Below are 19,013 nucleotides of genomic sequence, written 5' to 3'. Positions count from 1 at the left end.
TCTTAGCAGGATCGCGGCTGCCCGATGGCAGCCGCTCTCCCGGCACCTGCCGGGCGTATATCGAACAGAGAACAGCGACATGGAAAAACAAAACAAGATCGTCGGTGGCCTGACCCTGATCTCCCTGATCTGCCTGGTTGCCGCCTACTTCGCCCCCATCTGGTGGGTTTCGCTCACCGCACCGAACTATCCGCCGGATGCCTTCCCCGATGGCATCCGCATCCATTTCCATTTCGACGGCGTCTATAACGGCTGCAAGGCGGCCGGCAAGGGCACGCGCATGGCCAACGAGATCATCCAGAAGGATCTCGCCCACGACGACGAGCGCTACAACCCGATCACCGACGCCAAGAAGGACGTCGACAAGGGTGCCGAAGGCCTCGACTGCGTCCATGAAATGAACACCATCAACCACTACGTCGGCATGTTCCCGATCGCCACCGGCGCGCCGGTCGAAAAACCGCTGGCCAAGTTCTTCTTCGGCTTCTTCGCGGTCATGATGATCGCCTTCGCCTTGACCAAGAAAAAGGCCCGCGTCATGACGCTGACCGTCGGTTTTGCCGTCGTCGCCGCCTGGATGCTCATCGACCAGTTCGTCATGGGCCATCTGGCCAGCCACGTCGAGCATTACGTGCAGGAAGCCGGCACCTTCTTCAAGGAACCGGACAAAATCAGGATCTGGGGCGAGAACGTCACGCTTTACTCCAAGATCGTGATCGTCGGACTGATCGTCGTCATGGGCGTGGTCATCGCCGCCACCGCGATGATCCGCTCCTTCCAGCTGCTGCTCGCGCTGGTGCCGGCCCTGCTGCCGCTCTTTTTCGTCATCACCTACGCCGGCTGGCTGTGGTTCTTCGGCCACAACCTCCATCCGTGGGGCGCCTTCACGGTCAAGCCCTTCATGCCGACGGTCTTCGGCGAAGGCAAGGTCGCCCAGTTCTCGACCTTCTCGTATCCCTACTGGGGCTACGGCCTGCTGGTGATCATCTTCGTCTGCATGATGCTGGCCCTGCTGATCCGCCGCAAGCAGCTGCGCGAAGGCGGCGCCGAGTAAATCCCCGTGACCGCCCTGCACAACCTGGCCAGGCTCGGCCTGGCCTCCGCCCTCCTCCTGGTTTTCACCCACAGCATTTCGGAAACCCAATCCGAACCGCCGGCCGGCATGGGCGCCCGCGCCGATGTCAATCGCCCCAAGCCGACCTTCATGCTGCACGAGCGCGACAAGCGCGTGCATGGCCTGAAGCCCTTCCAGGATCTGGTTGACCATGCCGAACCCGGTTCGGTTATCAAGCCACCGCCCGGCATGTACGCCGGCCCGGTAGTCATCGACAAGCCGCTGACCATAGACGGTGGCGGCCAGGTCACCATCGATGCCGGCGACCGGGGCACGGTGATGATCATCAATGTCGGGGACGTCACGCTGCGTGGCGTGCACCTGACCGGCTCGGGCGACTCGCACGATACCGACGACTCCTGCCTCGACGTCCGCGGCGACCGCAACACCATCGAGAACGTGCAAGTCGACAACTGCCTGTTCGGCATCGATCTGAAGCAGGTCAATCACAGCACCGTCAAGAACAACAGCATCCGCTCCAAGGATCGCGAGCTGGGCGTGCGTGGCGACGGTCTGCGCCTGTGGTACAGCAACGACAATCTGGTCGAAGGCAACCAGATCATCGATTCGCGCGACATGGTGGCCTGGTATTCGCACCGCAACATCTACCGCAACAACATCGGCAAGCGCAGCCGCTACTCGATCCATTTCATGTTCGCCAACGACAACGTCGTCGAAGGCAACCGCTTCTACGATAATGCCGTCGGCGTCTATTTCATGTACACCGAAGGCGGGACCGTACGCAACAACGTCATCTCCCACGCCACCGGCGCCACCGGCATGGGCATCGGCTTCAAGGAAGCGTCCGGGACGATCATCGAGAACAACGAGATCATCTACTGCGCCATCGGCATCGGTTCTGACCTGTCGCCTTTCCAGCCCGACTCGACCATCGAAATCCACGGTAACCGTTTCGCCTATAACGGCATCGGCGTCCAGTTCAACAGCGAAACCGGCGGCAATCGGCTCATCGACAACATTTTCGAAGGCAACCTGACCCAGGTCACCTATGGCTCGCGGAGTAACGCAGCGGGCAAGAACTACTGGGAAGGCAATTACTGGGACGACTACCAGGGCTTCGACCGCAATAGCGACGGCGTTGGCGACAGCCCGCACGAATTGATGTCCTACGCCGACCAGATCTGGATGGAAATGCCGGTTGCCCGCTTCTTCCGCAGCTCGCCGGTCATGGAACTGCTCGATTTCCTCGAGCGCCTGGCCCCCTTCTCGGCCCCGGACCTGATCCTGCGTGACGAGAAGCCCCGTTTCGTCAAACCGACCAAGGTAGCCATCTCATGAGCGACGAAAGCCCGGACAGCGGCGATCGCAAGCCGGCAACCAGCAATGCGCCGACGGTGTCGATCGCCAAAAAGCAGACCAACCGGCGGCGCGTCCTGCGCACCATCCTGCTCACCGGCGGAGTTCTCGGTGCCGCCATGTCCGGCTTTCTCCCCCTCGTTTATTCGCAAAAGAAGCGCCTGCGTCCGCCCGGCGCCCTCGACGAAAAGGATTTCCTGGCCAGCTGCATCAAGTGCGGCCAGTGCGTGCAGGTCTGCCCGGTCTCGGCGATCAAGCTGGCCGACCTGGTCGATGGCATGGGGGTCGGCACGCCGATGATCGACGCCCGCAGCCAGGCCTGCGATTTTTCGTGCGATGCCGTGCAGTGCGTCCTCGCCTGCCCGACGGGGTCACTGACCTATCACAAGCCGAACTTCCTTCCCGTGCGGACGGGAGCGCAGCTCTCGGCCAAGCCCATCCTGCTCGCCAAGGAAAAGGACACCGAACCGACGCTGAATCTCAACGAGCGCATCGGCGTCGCCCGCCTGGTCCGCCCCGAGGCCTGCCTGGCCATCCAGGGCAAGGGTTTCAAGGGGCAGACGCGGGGCTCCGGCTTCACCGGAAAAATGCGCTACATGGCAGTCGATCGCTGGAAGCCGATCAAGATCGCCGACCATCCCTACGACGTCGCCGAATGCGATCTGTGCGCTCGCGAGTGCCCGATCAAGGGCGCCATCTCCATCGAAACCGTGTTCGCTCCCGATGGCAGCAAACACAAGTCACCGGTCGTCCACGAAGCCTGCGTCGGCTGCGGCGTCTGCGAAATGGTCTGCCCGGTCGAACCCACCGCCATCGCCGTTGAAGCCCGGGAGGTCTGGAAGGTATGAGCGATCTCCTCAAACGCCGCTTTGTCGATCAGATCAAGGTCCTGTTCGGCCAGGACCCGGCCAAGCCGACCAAACCGGAAGACATCAGCCCGGCCGCCCAGAAGATCCATTTCTACAAGAAGGGCAACCAGAATCTGATCGCCGAAAAAGCGCATGCCCGGGCTCACGCCAATCCGAGCCACAAGTGGCGCAATCGCCGCTGGGCCACGCTGATCTTCGCCAACCTGCTGTTCGCACTGTCCTTCGCGCTCGACATCCAGATTCTCGAAGGCGCGCTGACCGCCTCGCGCTTTGTCGGCTTCCACCTGATCGACCTGAATTCGGCCCTGCAGGTGATGCTCGCCCACAAGCACATCATCAACAACCTGCTGATCGGTACCGGCACCGTGCTGGTGCTGTGGGTGTTGCTCGGCGGGCGCACCTTCTGCTCGTGGGTCTGCCCCTACCATCTGCTGGCCGAATGGGCGGAAAAGATCCATCTCTTCCTGGCCAAGAAGAAACTGGTCACCGACCAGACCATGGACCGCCGCCTGCGCACCGTGTTCTGGCTCGTTTTCGCCCTGCTCGCGCTGGGCACCGGCTACACCGTTTATGAGTCCATCTCGCCGACCGGCATCGTCTCCCGCGCCCTGATCTACGGCCCGGGCCTGGCCATGCTGTGGGTCCTCGCCCTGCTCTTCTTCGAAGTCTTCTTCTCGCGCCGCGCCTGGTGCCGCTACGCCTGCCCGATCGGCCTCACCTACGGCGTGGTCGGCATCCTGTCGCCGGTCCGTATCAAGTACACTCTGGACGGCTGTTTCCATGAAGGCGACTGCCGCAAAGTCTGTCTGGTTCCCCACGTGCTCGACACCGTGATCAAGGGGCGGGCGGTCGAGACGGAAGTGCCGATCGGCCCGGACTGCACACGCTGCGGCCTGTGCGTCGACACCTGCCCGACCGGCTCGCTGACCTTCGAGGTCAAGGGTCTGTCGAAGCTGATGTAAACCCGGCCCGGCCTGCCGAATGGCAGGCCCGGCAAGGCTTGGCGACATGGCAGATTTTTGATCGAAATTCAATGCCGCGTCGGGGCACCGCCCCTATAATCGACCCCCATGATCCAGTTCAAGCAAGTTGCCAAGACCTTCCGCAAGGCCCGTGTACTCGACGGTATCACCCTCGACATCGCCATTGGCGAGCGGATTGCCCTGATCGGCTCCAACGGCGCCGGCAAGACCACCCTGATCCGCTGCCTGCTCGGCGAATACACTTTCGACGGCAGCGTTTCGATCAACGGCCTCGACCCGCGCAGCAACCGCACGGTGGTCCTCGGCAAGATCGGTTTCGTACCGCAACTGCCACCGCCGCTCAAGATGCCGGTCGGCCAGTTGATCGATTTCTCCGCCTCGCTATGCGGCACCGATCCGCAGCGCATCCACGCCATTGCCAAACGGCTCGGCCTGAATGTCGAGGAAATCCTGTCCCGGCAGTTCGTCCGCCTGTCGGGCGGCATGAAGCAGAAGCTGCTCATCTCCATCGCGCTGGGCCGCGACGCACAGGTGCTTGTCATGGACGAACCGGCCGCCAACCTCGACCCCGAAGCGCGCAAGATATTCTTCGACCTGCTGGCCGAACGCCTGCACGACGCGACCATGATCATCTCCAGCCACCGTCTGGACGAGGTCTCGTCGCTGGTCAATCGCGTCATCGAAATGGACATGGGCAAGGTCGTCCTCGACGACAAGGTGGAAGACGACGTCGCCCTGACTGATACGCTGGCCTGCCGCATCGTTCTCAAGCGTTTCGAGCCCGCCTTCGCCAAGGCGCTGGACGGCTGGAGCATCAAGGCGGCCGCCGACAACGAACTGCTGTGGGAAGGAACCCTCGCCGGCCCCGACCGTCTACGCTTCCTCGGCATCATTTCGCGCTACACCGCGCTGGTTGCCGACCTGTCGCTATCCGAGAACTGACATGTGCCAACCTCGTCGCCGCGAGTTCCTGGGCCGTATCGGCATCGGCGGTCTGCTGCTGACGCCGCTGGCTGCTGTGCTGTCCGGCTGCAAGAAGGGCGGCTGGCCCAACGACATGGTCGAGATCAAATGGGATCGCGATACCTGCACGCGCTGCAGCATGGTCATTTCCGATCGTCGCTTCGCCTGCGAAGTGCGCGGGGGTCCTGAGAATGCCGCTTTCAAGTTCGACGACCCGGGTTGCATGGCTTTCTGGCTCAAGGAAAAGGCCGACAAATACCCGTGGCTAGCCGATGCTGCCACCAAAATTTGGATTGCCGACTTCGACAGCAAGAGCCGTGAAGAAATGCGCTGGCTCGATCCGCGCCGCGCCCATTTCGTCGCCCGCAGTTCGCCCATGGGCTACAACTATGCGGCTGTCGCCATGCCGATGCCCGGCAGCCTCGATTTCACCGATATGCGCCAGCACGTACTGGCCAAAGGCAAGTAAATGAAACAACTGTGGCTCACCGCCAAACTCGATATCGTCGAATCCCTGCGTGCCCGCTGGTTCCAGATCTACACCCTGGTTTTCGGCGGCATTGTCGCGCTGCTCTTCGTTTTCGGCCTCACCGAGTCGCGTGTTCTCGGCTTCATCGGACTGTCGCGCCTGCTCGTCACCTACATCCAGCTGACGATGGCCATCCTGCCCATCTTCGTGCTGATCACCACCGTCCGCTCGGTGGCCGGCGACCGTGAGGCGGGCGTCTTCGAATACCTGCTGTCGCTCCCCGTCTCCCTGGCCGCCTGGTTCTGGGGCAAGATCATCGGCCGCTACATCGTCGTCTTCGCACCGGTCTTCCTAGCCATGCTCGGCGCCGTGATCTGGGCCACCATCGCCGGCATCGAAGTGCCGTGGGACATGTTCGGCTACTACACCGCCCTGCTCGCCGTCATGGCCATGTGCTTCCTCGGCATCGGCATGCTGATCTCGTCGGTGGCCCGCAGCACCGACATGGCGCAGGGTGCCGCCTTCATGGTGTGGCTGGTTCTGCTGCTCTTCCTCGACCTGATTCTGCTCGGCGTCATGATCCAGGGCAAGGTCGCCCCGGAAGTCGCCGTCACGCTGGCGCTGGCCAATCCGCTGCAGGTTTTCCGTACCGCCGCGCTGGCTTTGTTCGACCCGCAGCTGATCGTGCTCGGCCCGTCGGCCTACGTCATCCTCGATCTGTTCGGCGCCGCCGGTTACAAGGTCTTCGCCCTGGTCTACCCGGCCGCACTCGGCCTGATCAGCGCGACGACCGGCTATTTCCTGTTCCGCCGCGGCGATCTGCCATGAAAAAACCCCTTGCCGCCCTGGCTCTGGCATTTTTCTCGGCGCTGGCGACAGCGCAGGAAATGCCATCCTCTGCCCCGCTGTTCGCCGCCACGCTCAACGACCTTGACGACAAGCCGGTCGCCCTCGAGCGCTACAAGGGCAAGCCGCTGGTGGTCAATTTCTGGGCCCGCTGGTGCGGCCCCTGCCGGGCCGAGATTCCGGAACTGATCAAGTTCCGCAATGCTCACAAGGGCAAGATCGAGGTGCTGGGCATCGGCATCGAGGACAAGGCCGAACCGGCCAAGGAATTCGCCAAGGCCTACGACATGGATTACCCGGTCTTCGTCGCCAAGGAACAGGGCATCCCGCTCATGCAGGCGCTCGGCAACACCAAGGCCGGCCTGCCCTACACGCTGTTCATCGACCGCAACGGCCACGTCGTCCAACGCAAGATGGGCATCGTCAAGAAGCCCGATCTCGACGCTGCGCAGGAAGCCCTGCTCAAGAAATGAAGCGGCGGTGACCCGAGTTACCCGCTGAAATGAACAAAGGCGCCACATGGCGCCTTTGTCTTTTTCAATACGGCAGCGTCAATCTGCAGCGAACAGATCGACACCCTCCGGCACGCCGCAATCGCCGGCCATCACCGTTTCGGCAAAGGCGGCAGCCTGCGGCAGCAGCTGGTCGGCATAGAAACGGGCTGTGACCAGCTTGGTCCGGTAGAAAGCCTGGTCGCCTTCACCCTTGTCCAGATAGCCAGCCGCCGCCAGGGCGGCCTTGCCCATCAGCCAGCCACCGCAAACGGTGACCGCCAGATGCAGATAAGGAACGGCAGCAGTCAGGACGCCGGACAGGCCGCTACGGGCATTGGCGGCCAGCCATTCGGTGGCTTCCGTCCATGCCTTCAGGGCCGTACCGAGACGCTGGCCGATGGCTTGCAGTTCCGGATTGCCGGAAGCGGCCAGCGCCTTGACCGTGGCGTACACCTCGCCAAACACCAGCTTGGCCGTTGCCCCCTGGTCGCGCATCAGCTTGCGGAACAACAGGTCGTTGGCCTGGATGCCGGTGGTGCCTTCGTAAATGGTGGTGATGCGCGAATCGCGCCAGTGCTGGGCGGCGCCGGTTTCTTCGATGAAGCCCATGCCGCCGTGGATCTGGATGCCGAGCGACGTCACGTCGACGCCCATCTCGGTACCGCCGCCCTTGACGATGGGAATCATGAATTCGGCCAGCCACAGCTGGCGCTTGCCCTCCTCGGTGTGCCCGGCGGCATGCGCCCGGTCGAGCAGGCCGGACGTGTAGTAAGCCATGGCGCGGCAGGCTTCGACGCGGCATTTCATCAGCATCAGCATGCGGCGGATGTCCGGATGCTTGTCGATGCTGACCAGCGCTTCCCCAGTGATGGCATCGCGGCCCTGCTTGCGCTCGCGGGCATAGCCGAGCGCCTGCTGGTAGGCGCGCTCGCCGAGGGCGATGCCTTGCAGGCCGACGCCGAGGCGGGCCTCGTTCATCATGATGAACATGTATTCGAGGCCGCGGTTCGGCTCGCCGAGCAGGTAACCGACGGCGCCGCCATTGTCGCCGTAGGCCATGACGCAGGTCGGGCTGGCATGGATGCCGAGCTTGTGTTCGATCGACACGCAGTGCGCATCGTTGCGCGCGCCCAGCGAGCCGTCGGCATTGACCAGGAACTTGGGCACCAGGAACATCGAGATGCCCTTCACGCCGGGAGGCGCATCGGGCAGGCGGGCGAGCACGAGGTGGACGATGTTGTCCGTCATGTCGTGGTCGCCGTAGGTGATGAAGATCTTCTGGCCGAAGACGCGGTAGCTGCCGTCGGCCTGCGGCTCGGCACGGGAACGGATGAGCGCGAGGTCGGAGCCGGCCTGCGGCTCGGTCAGGTTCATCGTGCCCGTCCATTCGCCGGTGATCATCTTTTCCAGATAGACGGACTTCAACTCGTCGCTGGCGCAGGTAAGCAGCGCTTCGACCGCGCCGGTGGTGAGCAGCGGGCCGAGCGAGAAAGAAAGGTTGGCCGAGCAGACCATTTCCTTGACGGCAACGCCCAGGCTGTCGGGCAGACCCTGGCCGCCGAACTCGGCGGGCGAGGTGATGCCGTTCCAGCCGGCTTCGCTGAAGGCGGCATAAGCCTCCTTCCAGCCCGCCGGGGTGGTCACGCCGTTGGGACCGAGCTTGCAGCCCTCGGTGTCGCCGATGCGGTTGAGCGGGGCCAGCACTTCGCCGGCGAACTTGGCTGCTTCGTCGAGAATGGCATCGGCGAGGTCGGGGGTCGCTTCCTCGAAGCCGGGAATCCGGCTCAGTTCGCGGAAGCCGGCCAGTTCGTCCATCGCAAAGCGCATGTCCTTGACCGGGGCGCGGTAGTCACTCATTGCTGTTGTCTCCTTTATGTATTTTTCAGAATGGGTTGCTGCACAGCGCGGCCTTGGCGCTGCGGTATTCCTGCCGGAGGCGGGCGACCAGTTCGGCCGTCGGCAACACCTCGTCGATGGTGCCGACGCCCTGCCCGGCGCCCCAGATATCTTTCCAGGCCTTGGCGGCATCGCGGTTGCCGCCGAAGCTCATCGAGGTCTTGTCCTTTTCCGGCAGATTGGCCGGATCGAGGCCGGCGGCGACGATGCTCTTCATCAGGTAGTTGCCATGCACGCCGGTGAAATACGGCGTGTAGACGACGTCCTTGGCCGCCGATTCAAGAATGGCCTGCTTGTAGGATTCGACAGCATTGGCTTCGGCCGTGGCGATGAAGCGCGTGCCGATGTAGGCGAAATCGGCGCCCATGGCCTGCGCCGACAGGATGGCGCTGCCGTTGGTAATGGAGCCGGACAGCGCCAGCGGGCCGTCGTAGAACTTGCGGATCTCGCCGACCAGCGCGAACGGGCTAAGCGTCCCGGCGTGGCCGCCGGCCCCGGCACAGACCAGGATCAGGCCGTCGACGCCCGCCTCCAGCGCCTTTTCGGCATGGCGGACGCTGATCACGTCATGAAACACCTTGCCGCCGTAGGCATGCACATGCGGCACGATCTGGGTCGGCGCCGACAGGCTGGTGATGATCAGCGGCACCTCGTGCTGCACGCACAGCGCCATGTCGTGCTCCAGCCGCTCGTTGGACGGGTGGATGATCTGGTTGACGGCGAATGGCGCGGCATGCGGATCGGTGGCCAGTTCGGCCTTGATCAGGGTCAGCCATGCATCGAGCAGCTCTTTCGGCCGGGCGTTGAGTGCCGGGAAGGAACCGATCACGCCGGCCTTGCACTGGGCGATGACCAGGTCGGGATTGGAAACGATGAACATCGGCGCGCAGATGGCGGGCAGAGTCAGGTTCTTGTTCAGTGATGCGGGAATCGGCATTACGCCCCCTCTTTCAGTGCGCGACGCAGGATCTTGCCGACGTTGGTGCGCGGCAGGTCGTCGCGGAATTCGACGTGTCTGGGAATCTTGTAGCCGGTGAGCAGGCCGCGGCAGTGGTCGATCAGCATGCGTTCGGTGACTTTCGGGTCTTTGCGGACGACGAAAATCTTCACCGCCTCTCCGGAATGCTCGTCGGCGACGCCGATGGCTGCCACGTCCATCACGCCAGGGTGCATGGCGACGGCCTCCTCGACCTCGTTCGGATAAACGTTGAAGCCGGAAACCAGGATCATGTCCTTCTTGCGATCGACCAGGAACACGAAGCCCTTCTTGTCGACATAGCCCATGTCGCCGGTGCGCAGGAAACGATCCGGATAGAAGACCAGCGCCGTTTCATCCGGCCGCTGCCAGTAGCCCTTCATGACCTGCGGACCGCGGATGCAGATTTCGCCGACCTGGCCGAGCGGCACTTCGTTGCCGTAATCGTCGCGGATCGACACCTCGGTCGACGAGATGGGCAGGCCGATGGCACCGTTGAACTCGTGCATGTCGAGCGGATTGATGGTCGCCGCCGGCGAGGTCTCGGTCAGGCCGTAGGCCTGCAGCAGCGGCGTGCCTGTCACTTTGAGCCACTTATCGGCGACCGGCCCCTGCACCGCCATGCCGCCGCCCAGCGTGACGCGCATGGTCGAGAAATCGAGCTTGGCGAATTCCGGGTTGTTGAGCAGCGCGTTGAACAGCGTATTGACGCCGGTCACCACCGTCACCGGGTACTTGCCCCATTCCTTGACGAAGCCGGGGATGTCGCGCGGATTGGCGATCAGCAGGTTGCGGGCACCGATCATCAGGAAAACCAGGCAATTCGCCGTCAAGGCAAAGACGTGGTACAGCGGCAAGGCGGTGATGATCAGCTCCTGGCCTTCGCGCACCACCGGCTTGATCCAGTTGTAGGCCTGGGTGACGTTGGACGCGATGTTGGCGTGGGTCAGCATCGCCCCCTTGGAAACGCCGGTCGTACCGCCGGTGTATTGCAGGAAGGCGATGTCGTCCCGGGTCAGCGGCACCGGCTTCCAGCCCTGGCTGCGGCCGCTGGCCAGCGCGCTGTTGAAGCCGATGGCGCCGGCGATCTTCCAGGCCGGCACCAGCTTCTTCACGTGGCGCACCACGAAATTGACGACGACGCCCTTCAGGCCGAGCATTTCGCCCATCGGCGTCACGATGACGTGCTTGAGCGCGGTATGGGCGATGACCTGCTGCAGCGTGTGGGCGAAGTTCTCGACGATGACGATGGCGACGGCGCCGGAATCCTTCAGCTGGTGCTCCAGTTCGCGCGGCGTGTACAGCGGGTTGCAATTGACCACCACGCAGCCGGCGCGCAGGGTGCCGAACAGCGCCACCGGGTATTGCAGCAGGTTGGGCATCATCAACGCGACGCGGTCGCCCTTGTTGAAGCCCTTGGCCTGCAGCCAGCCGGCGAAAGCCTTGCTTTCCTCGTCGAGCTGGCGATAGGTCATCTCCTTGCCCATGCTGATGTAGGCGACCTGGTCGGCATAGGTCGCGCAGGCCTTCTCGAACAGCGCGACCAGCGACGGGATATGGTCGATGTCGATTTCGGCCGGTACGCCTTCCGGGTAGCTTTGTAGCCAGATTTTTTCCATTTTTGTCTCCTCCTCCATTGTTTTGTCTAGCTGCCGAGCAGCGACTTCTTCAACGAGGCGTCCGCCGGCTTGTCGCCCAACCAGACCTTGAGCAGGGCCTTGGCAAAGCCCGCCCCGGCCACCTTGCCGCGCGCTTCGCCGTTCTGGCTGATGGCGACGCCCTCGCTCGAGAAGTCAATGGCGATGGTATCGCCTTCGCGCACCTTGCCGATGGATTTCATGATGCCGGCAAGCTGTTCGGCCTGCCCTTTCATGTCAGCCAGTTCGGCCGGCGTGTTGTTGTTTTTCAGGCCTTCGTCGAGCGCCGTATGCAGGGAATCGGCATCCAGGTCGCGCAGCAGGCGCAGGACCATGCGGCGCGGGCTGGGGCTGTCGTAGATTGCCGGCGGCGTCGTGGCCTTCTGCCCGACATACAGGGCGCCGACATAGACCTTGATGAACAGCTTGCTGCGCAGGCCGGCCCCGTTCAAAACCAGTTCGTTGCTACCGACGCGCAGCTTGTCGTCCACCTTGACGCCGGCCACCTCCGCCGCATGCAGCCCGGGCACGGCCATCAGGGCAGCGACCAGGGCAGCCCGGCGGACGCTTGTCGATGTAATCACTCGTTGTCTCCTCCACCGCTCTTTTGGCGGTAGTAATGTTTGTCGGCAATGTAGACCGTGCGCTCGACGACGGTATGCACCGTGCCGTGGCGGTCCTTCAGCTCGATCTGAAAGGTGCGCTCCAGTTCCGGACTGTGCACCAAGGTTGCCCGGATATCGGCCAGTTCCTCGTCGCTGAGCACGAAATCGGCATACAGCGTCGAAAACCCCGGCTTGCGGTAACGAATGCTGGCCGCCTTATCCCAGACGATGTAGCCATCGCCCAGCGCCGCCATCAACATCATCGGATGCGCCCCGTCGGTGATCGCGAACAGCGAGCCGCCATACAGCGAGCCGACGATGTTCTTGGTCTTCCAGTTAAGCGGCAGGCGCACCCGGATATGGCGCAAATCCTGCGCCACATGGGTGACCCGGCCGCCGGTACCGCGGAAGGCGGGATGGAAGTTGAACCCCATCCGCACCATCCGCGCCCGCCAGGCGGGTGGGAGCTTGGCAAGCCAGGCTGGTTTCACGCCTTACAGCGCCTCAATAATGCCTGCGGCACCCATGCCGGTCCCGATACACATCGACACCATGCCGTACTTGCCGCCGGTGCGCTTCAAGCCATGCGCCAGCGTGGCGATGCGGATGGCGCCGGTGGCGCCGAGCGGGTGGCCGAGGGCGATGGCGCCGCCGAGCGGATTGACCTTGTCCGGATTCAAGCCGAGTTCCTGGATCACGGCCAGCGACTGGGCGGCGAAGGCTTCGTTCAGTTCGATCCAGTCGAGGTCGTCCTGCTTGATGCCGACCTGGGCCAGCACCTTGGGAATCGCGGCAATCGGGCCGATGCCCATGATTTCCGGGGCGACGCCGCCGACGGCGTAACCGGCGAAGCGGGCAAGCGGAGTCAGGTCGTGCTCGCGCAGGATCTTCTCGGAAACCAGCATCACCGCACCGGCGCCGTCCGACATCTGCGACGAGTTGCCGGCCGTCACCGAGCCACGGGCGTGGAACACCGGCTTCAGCTTGCCGAGCTTTTCCAGCGAGGCATCGGCACGCGGGCCTTCGTCGAATTCGGCGGTGCGCTCGCGCAGCTTGATCTGGCCGGTTTTCAGGTCGGGCAGGCTTTCGCGGATGGCGTAAGGCGTCGTTTCGGCACTGAAATGGCCGGCGGCGATGGCGGCGCAAGCCTTCTGGTTGGAGGCCAGGGCGAAGGCATCCTGTGCGTCGCGACCGATCTTCCACTGCTGCGCGACCTTTTCGGCGGTCAGGCCCATGCCGTAGGCGATGCCGAGGTTTTCCTCATGGCTGAAGATGGCCGGATTCATCGACATCTTGTTGCCCATGATCTGCGGCATGACCGACATCGACTCGGTACCGGCGGCGATCATCACGTCGGCCTGGCCGAGGCGGATCAGGTTGGCGGCATCGGACACCGCCTGCACCCCGGAGGAGCAGAAGCGGTTGATGGTGATGCCCGGCACGGTGATCGGCAGTCCGGCGAGCAGCGCGCCGATGCGGGCAACGTTCATGCCCTGCTCGGCTTCCGGCATGGCGCAGCCGACGATGACATCGCCGATCAGCGCCGGATCGACACCCGGAACCTGCGCGACGACCGATTTGATGACGGCGGCCAGCATGTCGTCCGGCCGAACGTTCTTGAACATGCCGTTGCGCTTGGCGACCGGCAAGCGGGTGGCGGCGACGATGTAGGCGTCTTGAATCTGTTTGCTCATTTCTTTATGTCTCCTGACCCGATTAATTACGCAGCGGCTTGCCGGTTTCCAGCATGTGCTTGATCCGGGCCTGGGTTTCGGGGGTCTTCAGCAATTCGACGAACAGCTGGCGTTCGACGGTGATCAGCCATTCCTCATCGACCAGGCTGCCGGTCTCGATCTCGCCGCCGCACAGGGCGGTGGCGGCCGACTTGGCGACCTTGTAGTCGTGGGCGGAAATCATGCCGCCCTCCTTCATGTTGACCAGCATCATCTCGAAGGTGGCGATGCCGTTCTTGCCGGCGACCGGGATGCCGCGCGCCATCTGCGGCGGGGCGTAACCGGCGTCGGCCATGGCCCGCGCTTCCTTGATGGCGACGAAGAGCAGTTCGTTGGCATTGAACAGGATGGTGTCGGACGGCTTGGCAAAACCGAAATCGACGACTTCCTGCGCGCTCTTGGCGACCTTGGCCATGGCGATGGTCTGGAACACCGGCTGCAGGTAGTTGAACACCTCGCCCGGCGTCGCCGATTGCGCGGCCCATTCGGCGGCGCGCACGGCGAATTCCTTGCAGCCGCCACCGGCCGGGATCAGGCCGACCCCGGCTTCGACCAGGCCGACATAGCTTTCCAGCGCCATGACCCGCTTGCCTGCATGCATGACGAATTCGCAACCGCCGCCCAGGGCCATGCCCTGCACCGCAGCGACGACCGGCACCTGTGCGTACTTCAGCGTCTGCGAGGCGCGCTGGAACTTCTCGACGGTCTGCTCGAGGATGTCGAACTGGCCGGCAGCACAGGCTTCGCCCACCTGCTGCAGGTTGGCGCCGACAGCAAACGGCGCTTCGTGCCAGACGACCACGCCGTCCAGCGTTCCCTCGGCCTGGCGCACGGCGGCAATCACGCCATCGAGCACCTCGTTGCCGATGGTGTGCATCTTCGACTTGATGGACAGGATGCCGATACCCTTATCGACTGCCGGCAGCGTCCACAGCCGCACGCCGTCGTTCTCGTACAGCGTTTCGCCCGATTTTTCCGGGGTGGCGGCGGTTTCGCCGAGCACGCGCTCGGGGAACAGCTGGCGCTGGTAGACCGGCAGCGTGGAACGCGGCACGTAGGCATTCTTGCTGGCCGAATAGGAACCTTCGGCGGCATGCACGCCGGTACGGCCGGCTTCAAGCGCCCAGGCGGGAAGCGCGACCGGGCTCATGGCCTTGCCGGCAGCAATATCGGCGGCGATGGCCTGGGCGGTCTCGCCCCAGCCGGCGGCCTGCCAGGTCTCGAACGGGCCCTGCGTCCAGCCGAAGCCCCAGCGCATGGCCAGATCGAGGTCACGAGCGTTGTCGGCGACGCTTTCCAGCTGCACGGCGGCGTAATGGAAGATATCGCGGAAAATGGCCCACAGGAATTGCGCCTGCGGATGGCTGGAAGCGCGCAAGGCGGCGAATTTCTCGGCCGGGTTGCGGATTTTCAGGATGGCGCCGACTTCCTCGGCGATCTCGCCAGCCGACTTGCGGTAGTCCTGGGCGGCCAGGTCGAGCACCTGGATTTCCTTGCCCCGCTTGCGGAAGATGCCGCAGCGGGTCTTCTGGCCGAGTGCGCCCTGGGCGATCAAGGCCTGCAGCCAGGCCGGGCTGGTGAAAAAGGCATGCCACGGGTCGTTGGGCAGCGTGTCCTGCATGGTCTTGACGACGTGGGCCAGCGTATCGAGGCCGACCACGTCAGCCGTGCGGTAGGTGGCGCTCTTCGGACGACCGATCTTAGGGCCGGTCAACGCATCGACTTCGTCGAACCCGAGACCGAAGGCCTGGGTGTGGTGCATGACGGCGAGAATCGAGAAGACGCCGATGCGGTTGGCGACGAAGTTCGGGGTATCGAGGGCGCGGATGACGCCCTTGCCCAGGCGCGAGGTCAGCCAGGTTTCCAGCGCATCGAGCGTCGAAGCATCGGTGCTTTGCGTGCCGATGATTTCAACCAGATGCATGTAGCGCGGCGGATTAAAGAAGTGGATGCCGCAAAAGCGCGGGCGAACCGCCGCCGGCAGCCCCTGGGCCAGCGCGTTCATCGACAGGCCGGAGGTGTTGGAGGCAACGATGGCCTGCGGCGCAATGTGCGGCGCGATTTTGGCGTACAGGTCGTTCTTCCAGTCCATGCGCTCGGCGATGGCCTCGATGACCAGATCGCACTCGGCGAGCAGCGGCAGATGCTCGTCGTAGTTGGCGGCATCGATGAACTTCAGCTTGCTTTTGCTAGCCAGCGGCGCCGGATCGAGCTTCTTGAGGCCATCAAGGGCCTTCTTCACGATGCCGTTCTTGTCGCCTTCCTTGGCCGGCAGGTCAAACAGCACGACCGGCACATCGGCATTGGCGAGGTGCGCGGCAATCTGCGCCCCCATCACACCGGCGCCGAGCACGGCGGCTTTCTTCACGATCAGCTTGTTCAAGCGTGTCTCCTTATGGTCTCTATTTTGTCATTCGCAAAACTAAAACGAACGTTTGAATTATAGAGGAGACACCGCCGTGGTCAACTATTTTGTTTCGATTTTCAACACCGCGATGCGCGGCCGGCCGGCACCGCGAGAGGATCAGGCGCTGCAGTCGAGGGCCAGCGCCGAACGTATGCCGGCGACGAAGACGCCCAGTTCCTCGGCCATTGCCCCAAGATTCCGGGCCAGTTCGTCGGCTCCGGCGCCGCGGCGGATCGCCATGTCCAGCGCCTGCGAGGCGGCATGCACGCTTTCGGCACCAAGATTGCCGGCCACCCCTTTCAGCGCATGCACCCAGCGTCGCGCCTGTTCGGGGTCATGCGCCGTCAGGTAGTACTGCACACGATCGGCGTCCTGGGCGTGGGTTTCGGCGAACATCTGCAGGTAGCGGACCAGCTTGGGCAGCTTGCCGGCGGTGCACAGCAGGCCACGCTCCAGATTCAGGCCGGCAATGGTCCGCAGACGCTGGCGCAATTCGCTGTCGCCATGTCCGGCCGGCGTACCGCCCGCCTCGTTGCGGGCGGAAATCAATGCCCCTCCCGGCGCCGGCTTGTGCTGCGGCAGCCAGCGCAACAGGGTGCTGTACAGCACGGTCGGATCTACCGGCTTGGCCACGAAATCGGTCATGCCGGCCGCCAGACAGGCGACCTTGTCTTCCCGAAAAGCATTGGCCGTCATCGCCAGGATGGGGACGTGGGCGCAGGCCGGTAGCTGGCGAATCCGGCGCGTCGCTTCCAGGCCGTCCATGACCGGCATCTGCACATCCATCAGGATCAGATCGAAAGTCGATTCCCTGACCTTACCCAATGCCTGTTCGCCGTTTTGTGCCACATCGGCCGACAGACCGACCCGGGCAAGCAGTTCCAGCGCCACCTCCTGATTGATCGGGTTGTCTTCCACCAACAGCACGCGTGCATCCGCGCAGTGCCGGCCAAGACGCTGCTCGGCCTTGAGGTCGGCATCCTGCTTGCCGGTGTCCAGTACGACGCCGGGTCGCTTGCCCAGCTTGGCCGTGAGCCAGAAGGTGCTGCCCTGCCCTGGTGTGCTGTCGACGCCCGCTTCGCCTCCCATCAACTGGGCGAAACGCCGGTTGATCGCCAGCCCGAGGCCGCTGCCGCCGAATTTGCGGGTGATCGACGTATCGACCTGCTCGAATACCTGGAACAGCATCGGCACTTTTTCGGCGGCGATGCCGATGCCAGTATCCTGCACGGCAAAACGCACCTGAACGTGGTGGGCATCTTCGTCGACAACGCTGGCGCGCAGGATGATGCCGCCCTTTTCGGTAAATTTGACCGCATTGCCCAAATAGTTCACCAGCGCCTGGCGCAGCCGCGTCACATCACCATGCAGAACGGTCGGCAAGCCCCTGATCTCCGTCCGGAAATCCAGGCCCTTGGCGGCAACCCGGTCCTGGACCAGGGACCGCGCTTCGTCCAGCAGCGCAGCCGGCGAAAAATCAGCCAGTTCCAGTTCCAGCTTGCCGGCCTCGATCTTGGACAGGTCGAGAATATTGTCGATGACGGCCAACAGGTGCGTGGCGGCAGCATCGATCTTGCCGAGGCGCTCCCGTTGCTGGTCGTCGAGCTGGTTGCGGCGCAACAGATGGGTCAGGCCGATGATGGCATTGAGCGGCGTCCGGATTTCGTGGCTCATATTGGCCAGGAAAGCGCTTTTCGATTGATTGGCCTGTTCCGCGTCGTCGCGTTCCGCCTCGGCGCGGTGCCGGTCGTTCAATTCGGCCGTCAGTTTTCTATTCACGTCACCCAGATTGTCGTTGGCATCGACCAGACGGCCGGCAAGCAGCGCATAGGCATGGGCCAGGTGCTTGATTTCGGGACAATTGCCGTCGCGAGCCGACGCAGACAGTTTTTCGGCCACGGCGTGCAGCACGTCCGGATCGGACAGATCGAGTCCGGCGATGCGGCCGACCGACTCCTGAAGATCATGCAAGGGCTTGCTGATGCCGTTGGCGATGTGCCACAACAGCAGCACGAGCAGCAGCATGGCGGCAGCGATCAGGCCCAAATAGGTGAGCAGCTTGCTGCGGAATTCGATGTCGACGTCATCGATATAGATGCCGGTCTGCAACACCCAGCCCCACGGTGCGAACAAGCGGCTGGTCGCCGCCTTTTTCACCGGTTTCGCGTTGCCCGGCTTGGGCCACAGGTAATAGACGAACTCGCCCTTGTCGCGCTTGGCCGCCTCGACCAGTTCGAAAACGATACGCACGCCGTTGGCGTCGGTCAGGCTGGAAAAGTCGCCGCCGTTCATCACCGGTTTGATCGGATGCCGGAGCATGTGGTAGTTCAGATCGTAGATGCTGAAGTAGTTCAGCCCGTCGTAGCGCATCCGGGAAACGGCCGCTGCCGCCGTCGCTTCGGCGTCCCGGCGCGACAACGCCCCCGCCTCGACCTGGCTCTGGTAGTAGTCGAGCACGCTGAACCCCAGTTCGAGCGCGTTATTGGTCCGCTCCTGCTTCTGTTGCAACAGCTCGCGCTTTTCCAGGACCAGCGCATAGCCGATCACCGACGAAAGAATTACCCAGGCCAGCACGATCAACAGCACCAGCCGACTGCGTATGCTCAAATGTGGAATCATGGCTCCCTCCTTCCCAACACTTCCGACCCGAATCAGCTTCATTTCGGTCAGGACGGGAGGCATTCTGTGTGCATACATCATCGCC

Annotated in this window: 16 protein-coding genes; 8 read left to right on the top strand and 8 right to left on the bottom strand. The window is 63.4% G+C overall.

All coding sequences use genetic code 11. The features are described 5' to 3' along the window. The first annotated feature begins 79 nt into the window (after positions 1-79). The 8 genes from LZ012_RS09825 to LZ012_RS09790 all read left to right on the top strand — a co-directional run bounded on the left by LZ012_RS09825 (position 80) and on the right by LZ012_RS09790 (position 7,034). Positions 80-1,054, top strand: a complete 975-nt coding sequence (locus LZ012_RS09825) for a hypothetical protein (protein WP_275710225.1) — start codon at positions 80-82, stop codon at positions 1,052-1,054. Positions 1,055-1,060: 6 nt separating this feature from the next. Beyond that, positions 1,061-2,413, top strand: coding sequence for a nitrous oxide reductase family maturation protein NosD (gene nosD / locus LZ012_RS09820; RefSeq protein WP_275710223.1), 1,353 nt, complete (start codon positions 1,061-1,063; stop codon positions 2,411-2,413). Then, the gene (locus LZ012_RS09815) at positions 2,410-3,279 is read left to right on the top strand and encodes a 4Fe-4S dicluster domain-containing protein (protein WP_275710221.1); all 870 of its coding nucleotides are present in this window, start codon (positions 2,410-2,412) and stop codon (positions 3,277-3,279) included. The genes nosD and LZ012_RS09815 overlap by 4 nt, the downstream gene beginning before the upstream one ends. After that, complete coding sequence (locus tag LZ012_RS09810) at positions 3,276-4,262, top strand: NapH/MauN family ferredoxin-type protein (RefSeq protein WP_275710218.1); 987 nt, start codon at positions 3,276-3,278, stop codon at positions 4,260-4,262. Before LZ012_RS09815 ends, LZ012_RS09810 begins: the two co-directional genes overlap by 4 nt. A 108-nt stretch (positions 4,263-4,370) precedes the next feature. Next, complete coding sequence (locus LZ012_RS09805) at positions 4,371-5,225, top strand: ABC transporter ATP-binding protein (protein WP_275710216.1); 855 nt, start codon at positions 4,371-4,373, stop codon at positions 5,223-5,225. A 1-nt stretch (position 5,226) separates the two neighbouring features. Beyond that, on the top strand, positions 5,227-5,715 hold the full coding sequence (locus LZ012_RS09800) for a hypothetical protein (protein WP_275710214.1): 489 nt from the start codon (positions 5,227-5,229) through the stop codon (positions 5,713-5,715). Beyond that, the gene (locus LZ012_RS09795) at positions 5,716-6,543 is read left to right on the top strand and encodes an ABC transporter permease (protein ID WP_275710212.1); all 828 of its coding nucleotides are present in this window, start codon (positions 5,716-5,718) and stop codon (positions 6,541-6,543) included. It begins immediately after the preceding gene. Next, on the top strand, positions 6,540-7,034 hold the full coding sequence (locus LZ012_RS09790; protein ID WP_275710210.1) for a TlpA family protein disulfide reductase: 495 nt from the start codon (positions 6,540-6,542) through the stop codon (positions 7,032-7,034). Before LZ012_RS09795 ends, LZ012_RS09790 begins: the two co-directional genes overlap by 4 nt. A gap of 78 nt (positions 7,035-7,112) precedes the next feature. Here the strand turns inward: LZ012_RS09790 and LZ012_RS09785 are convergent, their stop codons facing one another. The 8 genes from LZ012_RS09785 to LZ012_RS09750 form a co-directional block, all read right to left on the bottom strand. Beyond that, entirely contained in the window at positions 7,113-8,912 is a 1,800-nt protein-coding gene (locus LZ012_RS09785) for an acyl-CoA dehydrogenase C-terminal domain-containing protein (protein ID WP_275710208.1), read from the bottom strand. Positions 8,913-8,937: 25 nt separating this feature from the next. Further along, positions 8,938-9,888 (bottom strand): NAD(P)H-dependent flavin oxidoreductase, encoded by a 951-nt coding sequence (locus LZ012_RS09780; protein WP_275710206.1) that lies wholly within the window; start codon positions 9,886-9,888, stop codon positions 8,938-8,940. Next, positions 9,888-11,546, bottom strand: coding sequence for a long-chain-fatty-acid--CoA ligase (locus LZ012_RS09775; protein ID WP_275710204.1), 1,659 nt, complete (start codon positions 11,544-11,546; stop codon positions 9,888-9,890). Before LZ012_RS09775 ends, LZ012_RS09780 begins: the two co-directional genes overlap by 1 nt. Positions 11,547-11,572: 26 nt before the next feature. After that, positions 11,573-12,148, bottom strand: a complete 576-nt coding sequence (locus LZ012_RS09770; protein WP_275710202.1) for a chalcone isomerase family protein — start codon at positions 12,146-12,148, stop codon at positions 11,573-11,575. Beyond that, a complete protein-coding gene (locus LZ012_RS09765; RefSeq protein ID WP_275710200.1) occupies positions 12,145-12,660 on the bottom strand; it encodes a DUF4442 domain-containing protein in 516 nt (171 codons plus the stop codon). Before LZ012_RS09765 ends, LZ012_RS09770 begins: the two co-directional genes overlap by 4 nt. 3 nt (positions 12,661-12,663) lie before the next feature. Then, a complete protein-coding gene (locus tag LZ012_RS09760; protein WP_275710198.1) occupies positions 12,664-13,863 on the bottom strand; it encodes an acetyl-CoA C-acyltransferase in 1,200 nt (399 codons plus the stop codon). A gap of 22 nt (positions 13,864-13,885) precedes the next feature. Beyond that, the gene (locus LZ012_RS09755; RefSeq protein WP_275710196.1) at positions 13,886-16,285 is read right to left on the bottom strand and encodes a 3-hydroxyacyl-CoA dehydrogenase/enoyl-CoA hydratase family protein; all 2,400 of its coding nucleotides are present in this window, start codon (positions 16,283-16,285) and stop codon (positions 13,886-13,888) included. A gap of 141 nt (positions 16,286-16,426) precedes the next feature. Next, positions 16,427-18,928, bottom strand: a complete 2,502-nt coding sequence (locus LZ012_RS09750; RefSeq protein ID WP_275710194.1) for a cache domain-containing protein — start codon at positions 18,926-18,928, stop codon at positions 16,427-16,429. Positions 18,929-19,013: the final 85 nt, after the last annotated feature.

Source organism: Dechloromonas hankyongensis (genome assembly GCF_022012295.1).
GTDB lineage: Bacteria > Pseudomonadota > Gammaproteobacteria > Burkholderiales > Rhodocyclaceae > Azonexus > Azonexus hankyongensis.
The sequence above is the reverse complement of the archived record's forward strand: the minus strand, read 5'-3'. Positions and strand labels throughout refer to the sequence as shown.

Bases quoted from the DNA above. Each gene is read 5' to 3' on its own strand.
- LZ012_RS09825 (WP_275710225.1), top strand. From the start codon at position 80: ATGGAAAAACAAAACAAGATCGTCGGTGGCCTGACCCTGATCTCCCTG.
- LZ012_RS09815 (WP_275710221.1), top strand. From the start codon at position 2,410: ATGAGCGACGAAAGCCCGGACAGCGGCGATCGCAAGCCGGCAACCAGC.
- LZ012_RS09810 (WP_275710218.1), top strand. From the start codon at position 3,276: ATGAGCGATCTCCTCAAACGCCGCTTTGTCGATCAGATCAAGGTCCTG.
- LZ012_RS09805 (WP_275710216.1), top strand. From the start codon at position 4,371: ATGATCCAGTTCAAGCAAGTTGCCAAGACCTTCCGCAAGGCCCGTGTA.
- LZ012_RS09800 (WP_275710214.1), top strand. From the start codon at position 5,227: ATGTGCCAACCTCGTCGCCGCGAGTTCCTGGGCCGTATCGGCATCGGC.
- LZ012_RS09795 (WP_275710212.1), top strand. From the start codon at position 5,716: ATGAAACAACTGTGGCTCACCGCCAAACTCGATATCGTCGAATCCCTG.
- LZ012_RS09790 (WP_275710210.1), top strand. From the start codon at position 6,540: ATGAAAAAACCCCTTGCCGCCCTGGCTCTGGCATTTTTCTCGGCGCTG.
- LZ012_RS09785 (WP_275710208.1), bottom strand. From the start codon at position 8,912: ATGAGTGACTACCGCGCCCCGGTCAAGGACATGCGCTTTGCGATGGAC.
- LZ012_RS09780 (WP_275710206.1), bottom strand. From the start codon at position 9,888: ATGCCGATTCCCGCATCACTGAACAAGAACCTGACTCTGCCCGCCATC.
- LZ012_RS09775 (WP_275710204.1), bottom strand. From the start codon at position 11,546: ATGGAAAAAATCTGGCTACAAAGCTACCCGGAAGGCGTACCGGCCGAA.
- LZ012_RS09760 (WP_275710198.1), bottom strand. From the start codon at position 13,863: ATGAGCAAACAGATTCAAGACGCCTACATCGTCGCCGCCACCCGCTTG.
- LZ012_RS09750 (WP_275710194.1), bottom strand. From the start codon at position 18,928: ATGATTCCACATTTGAGCATACGCAGTCGGCTGGTGCTGTTGATCGTG.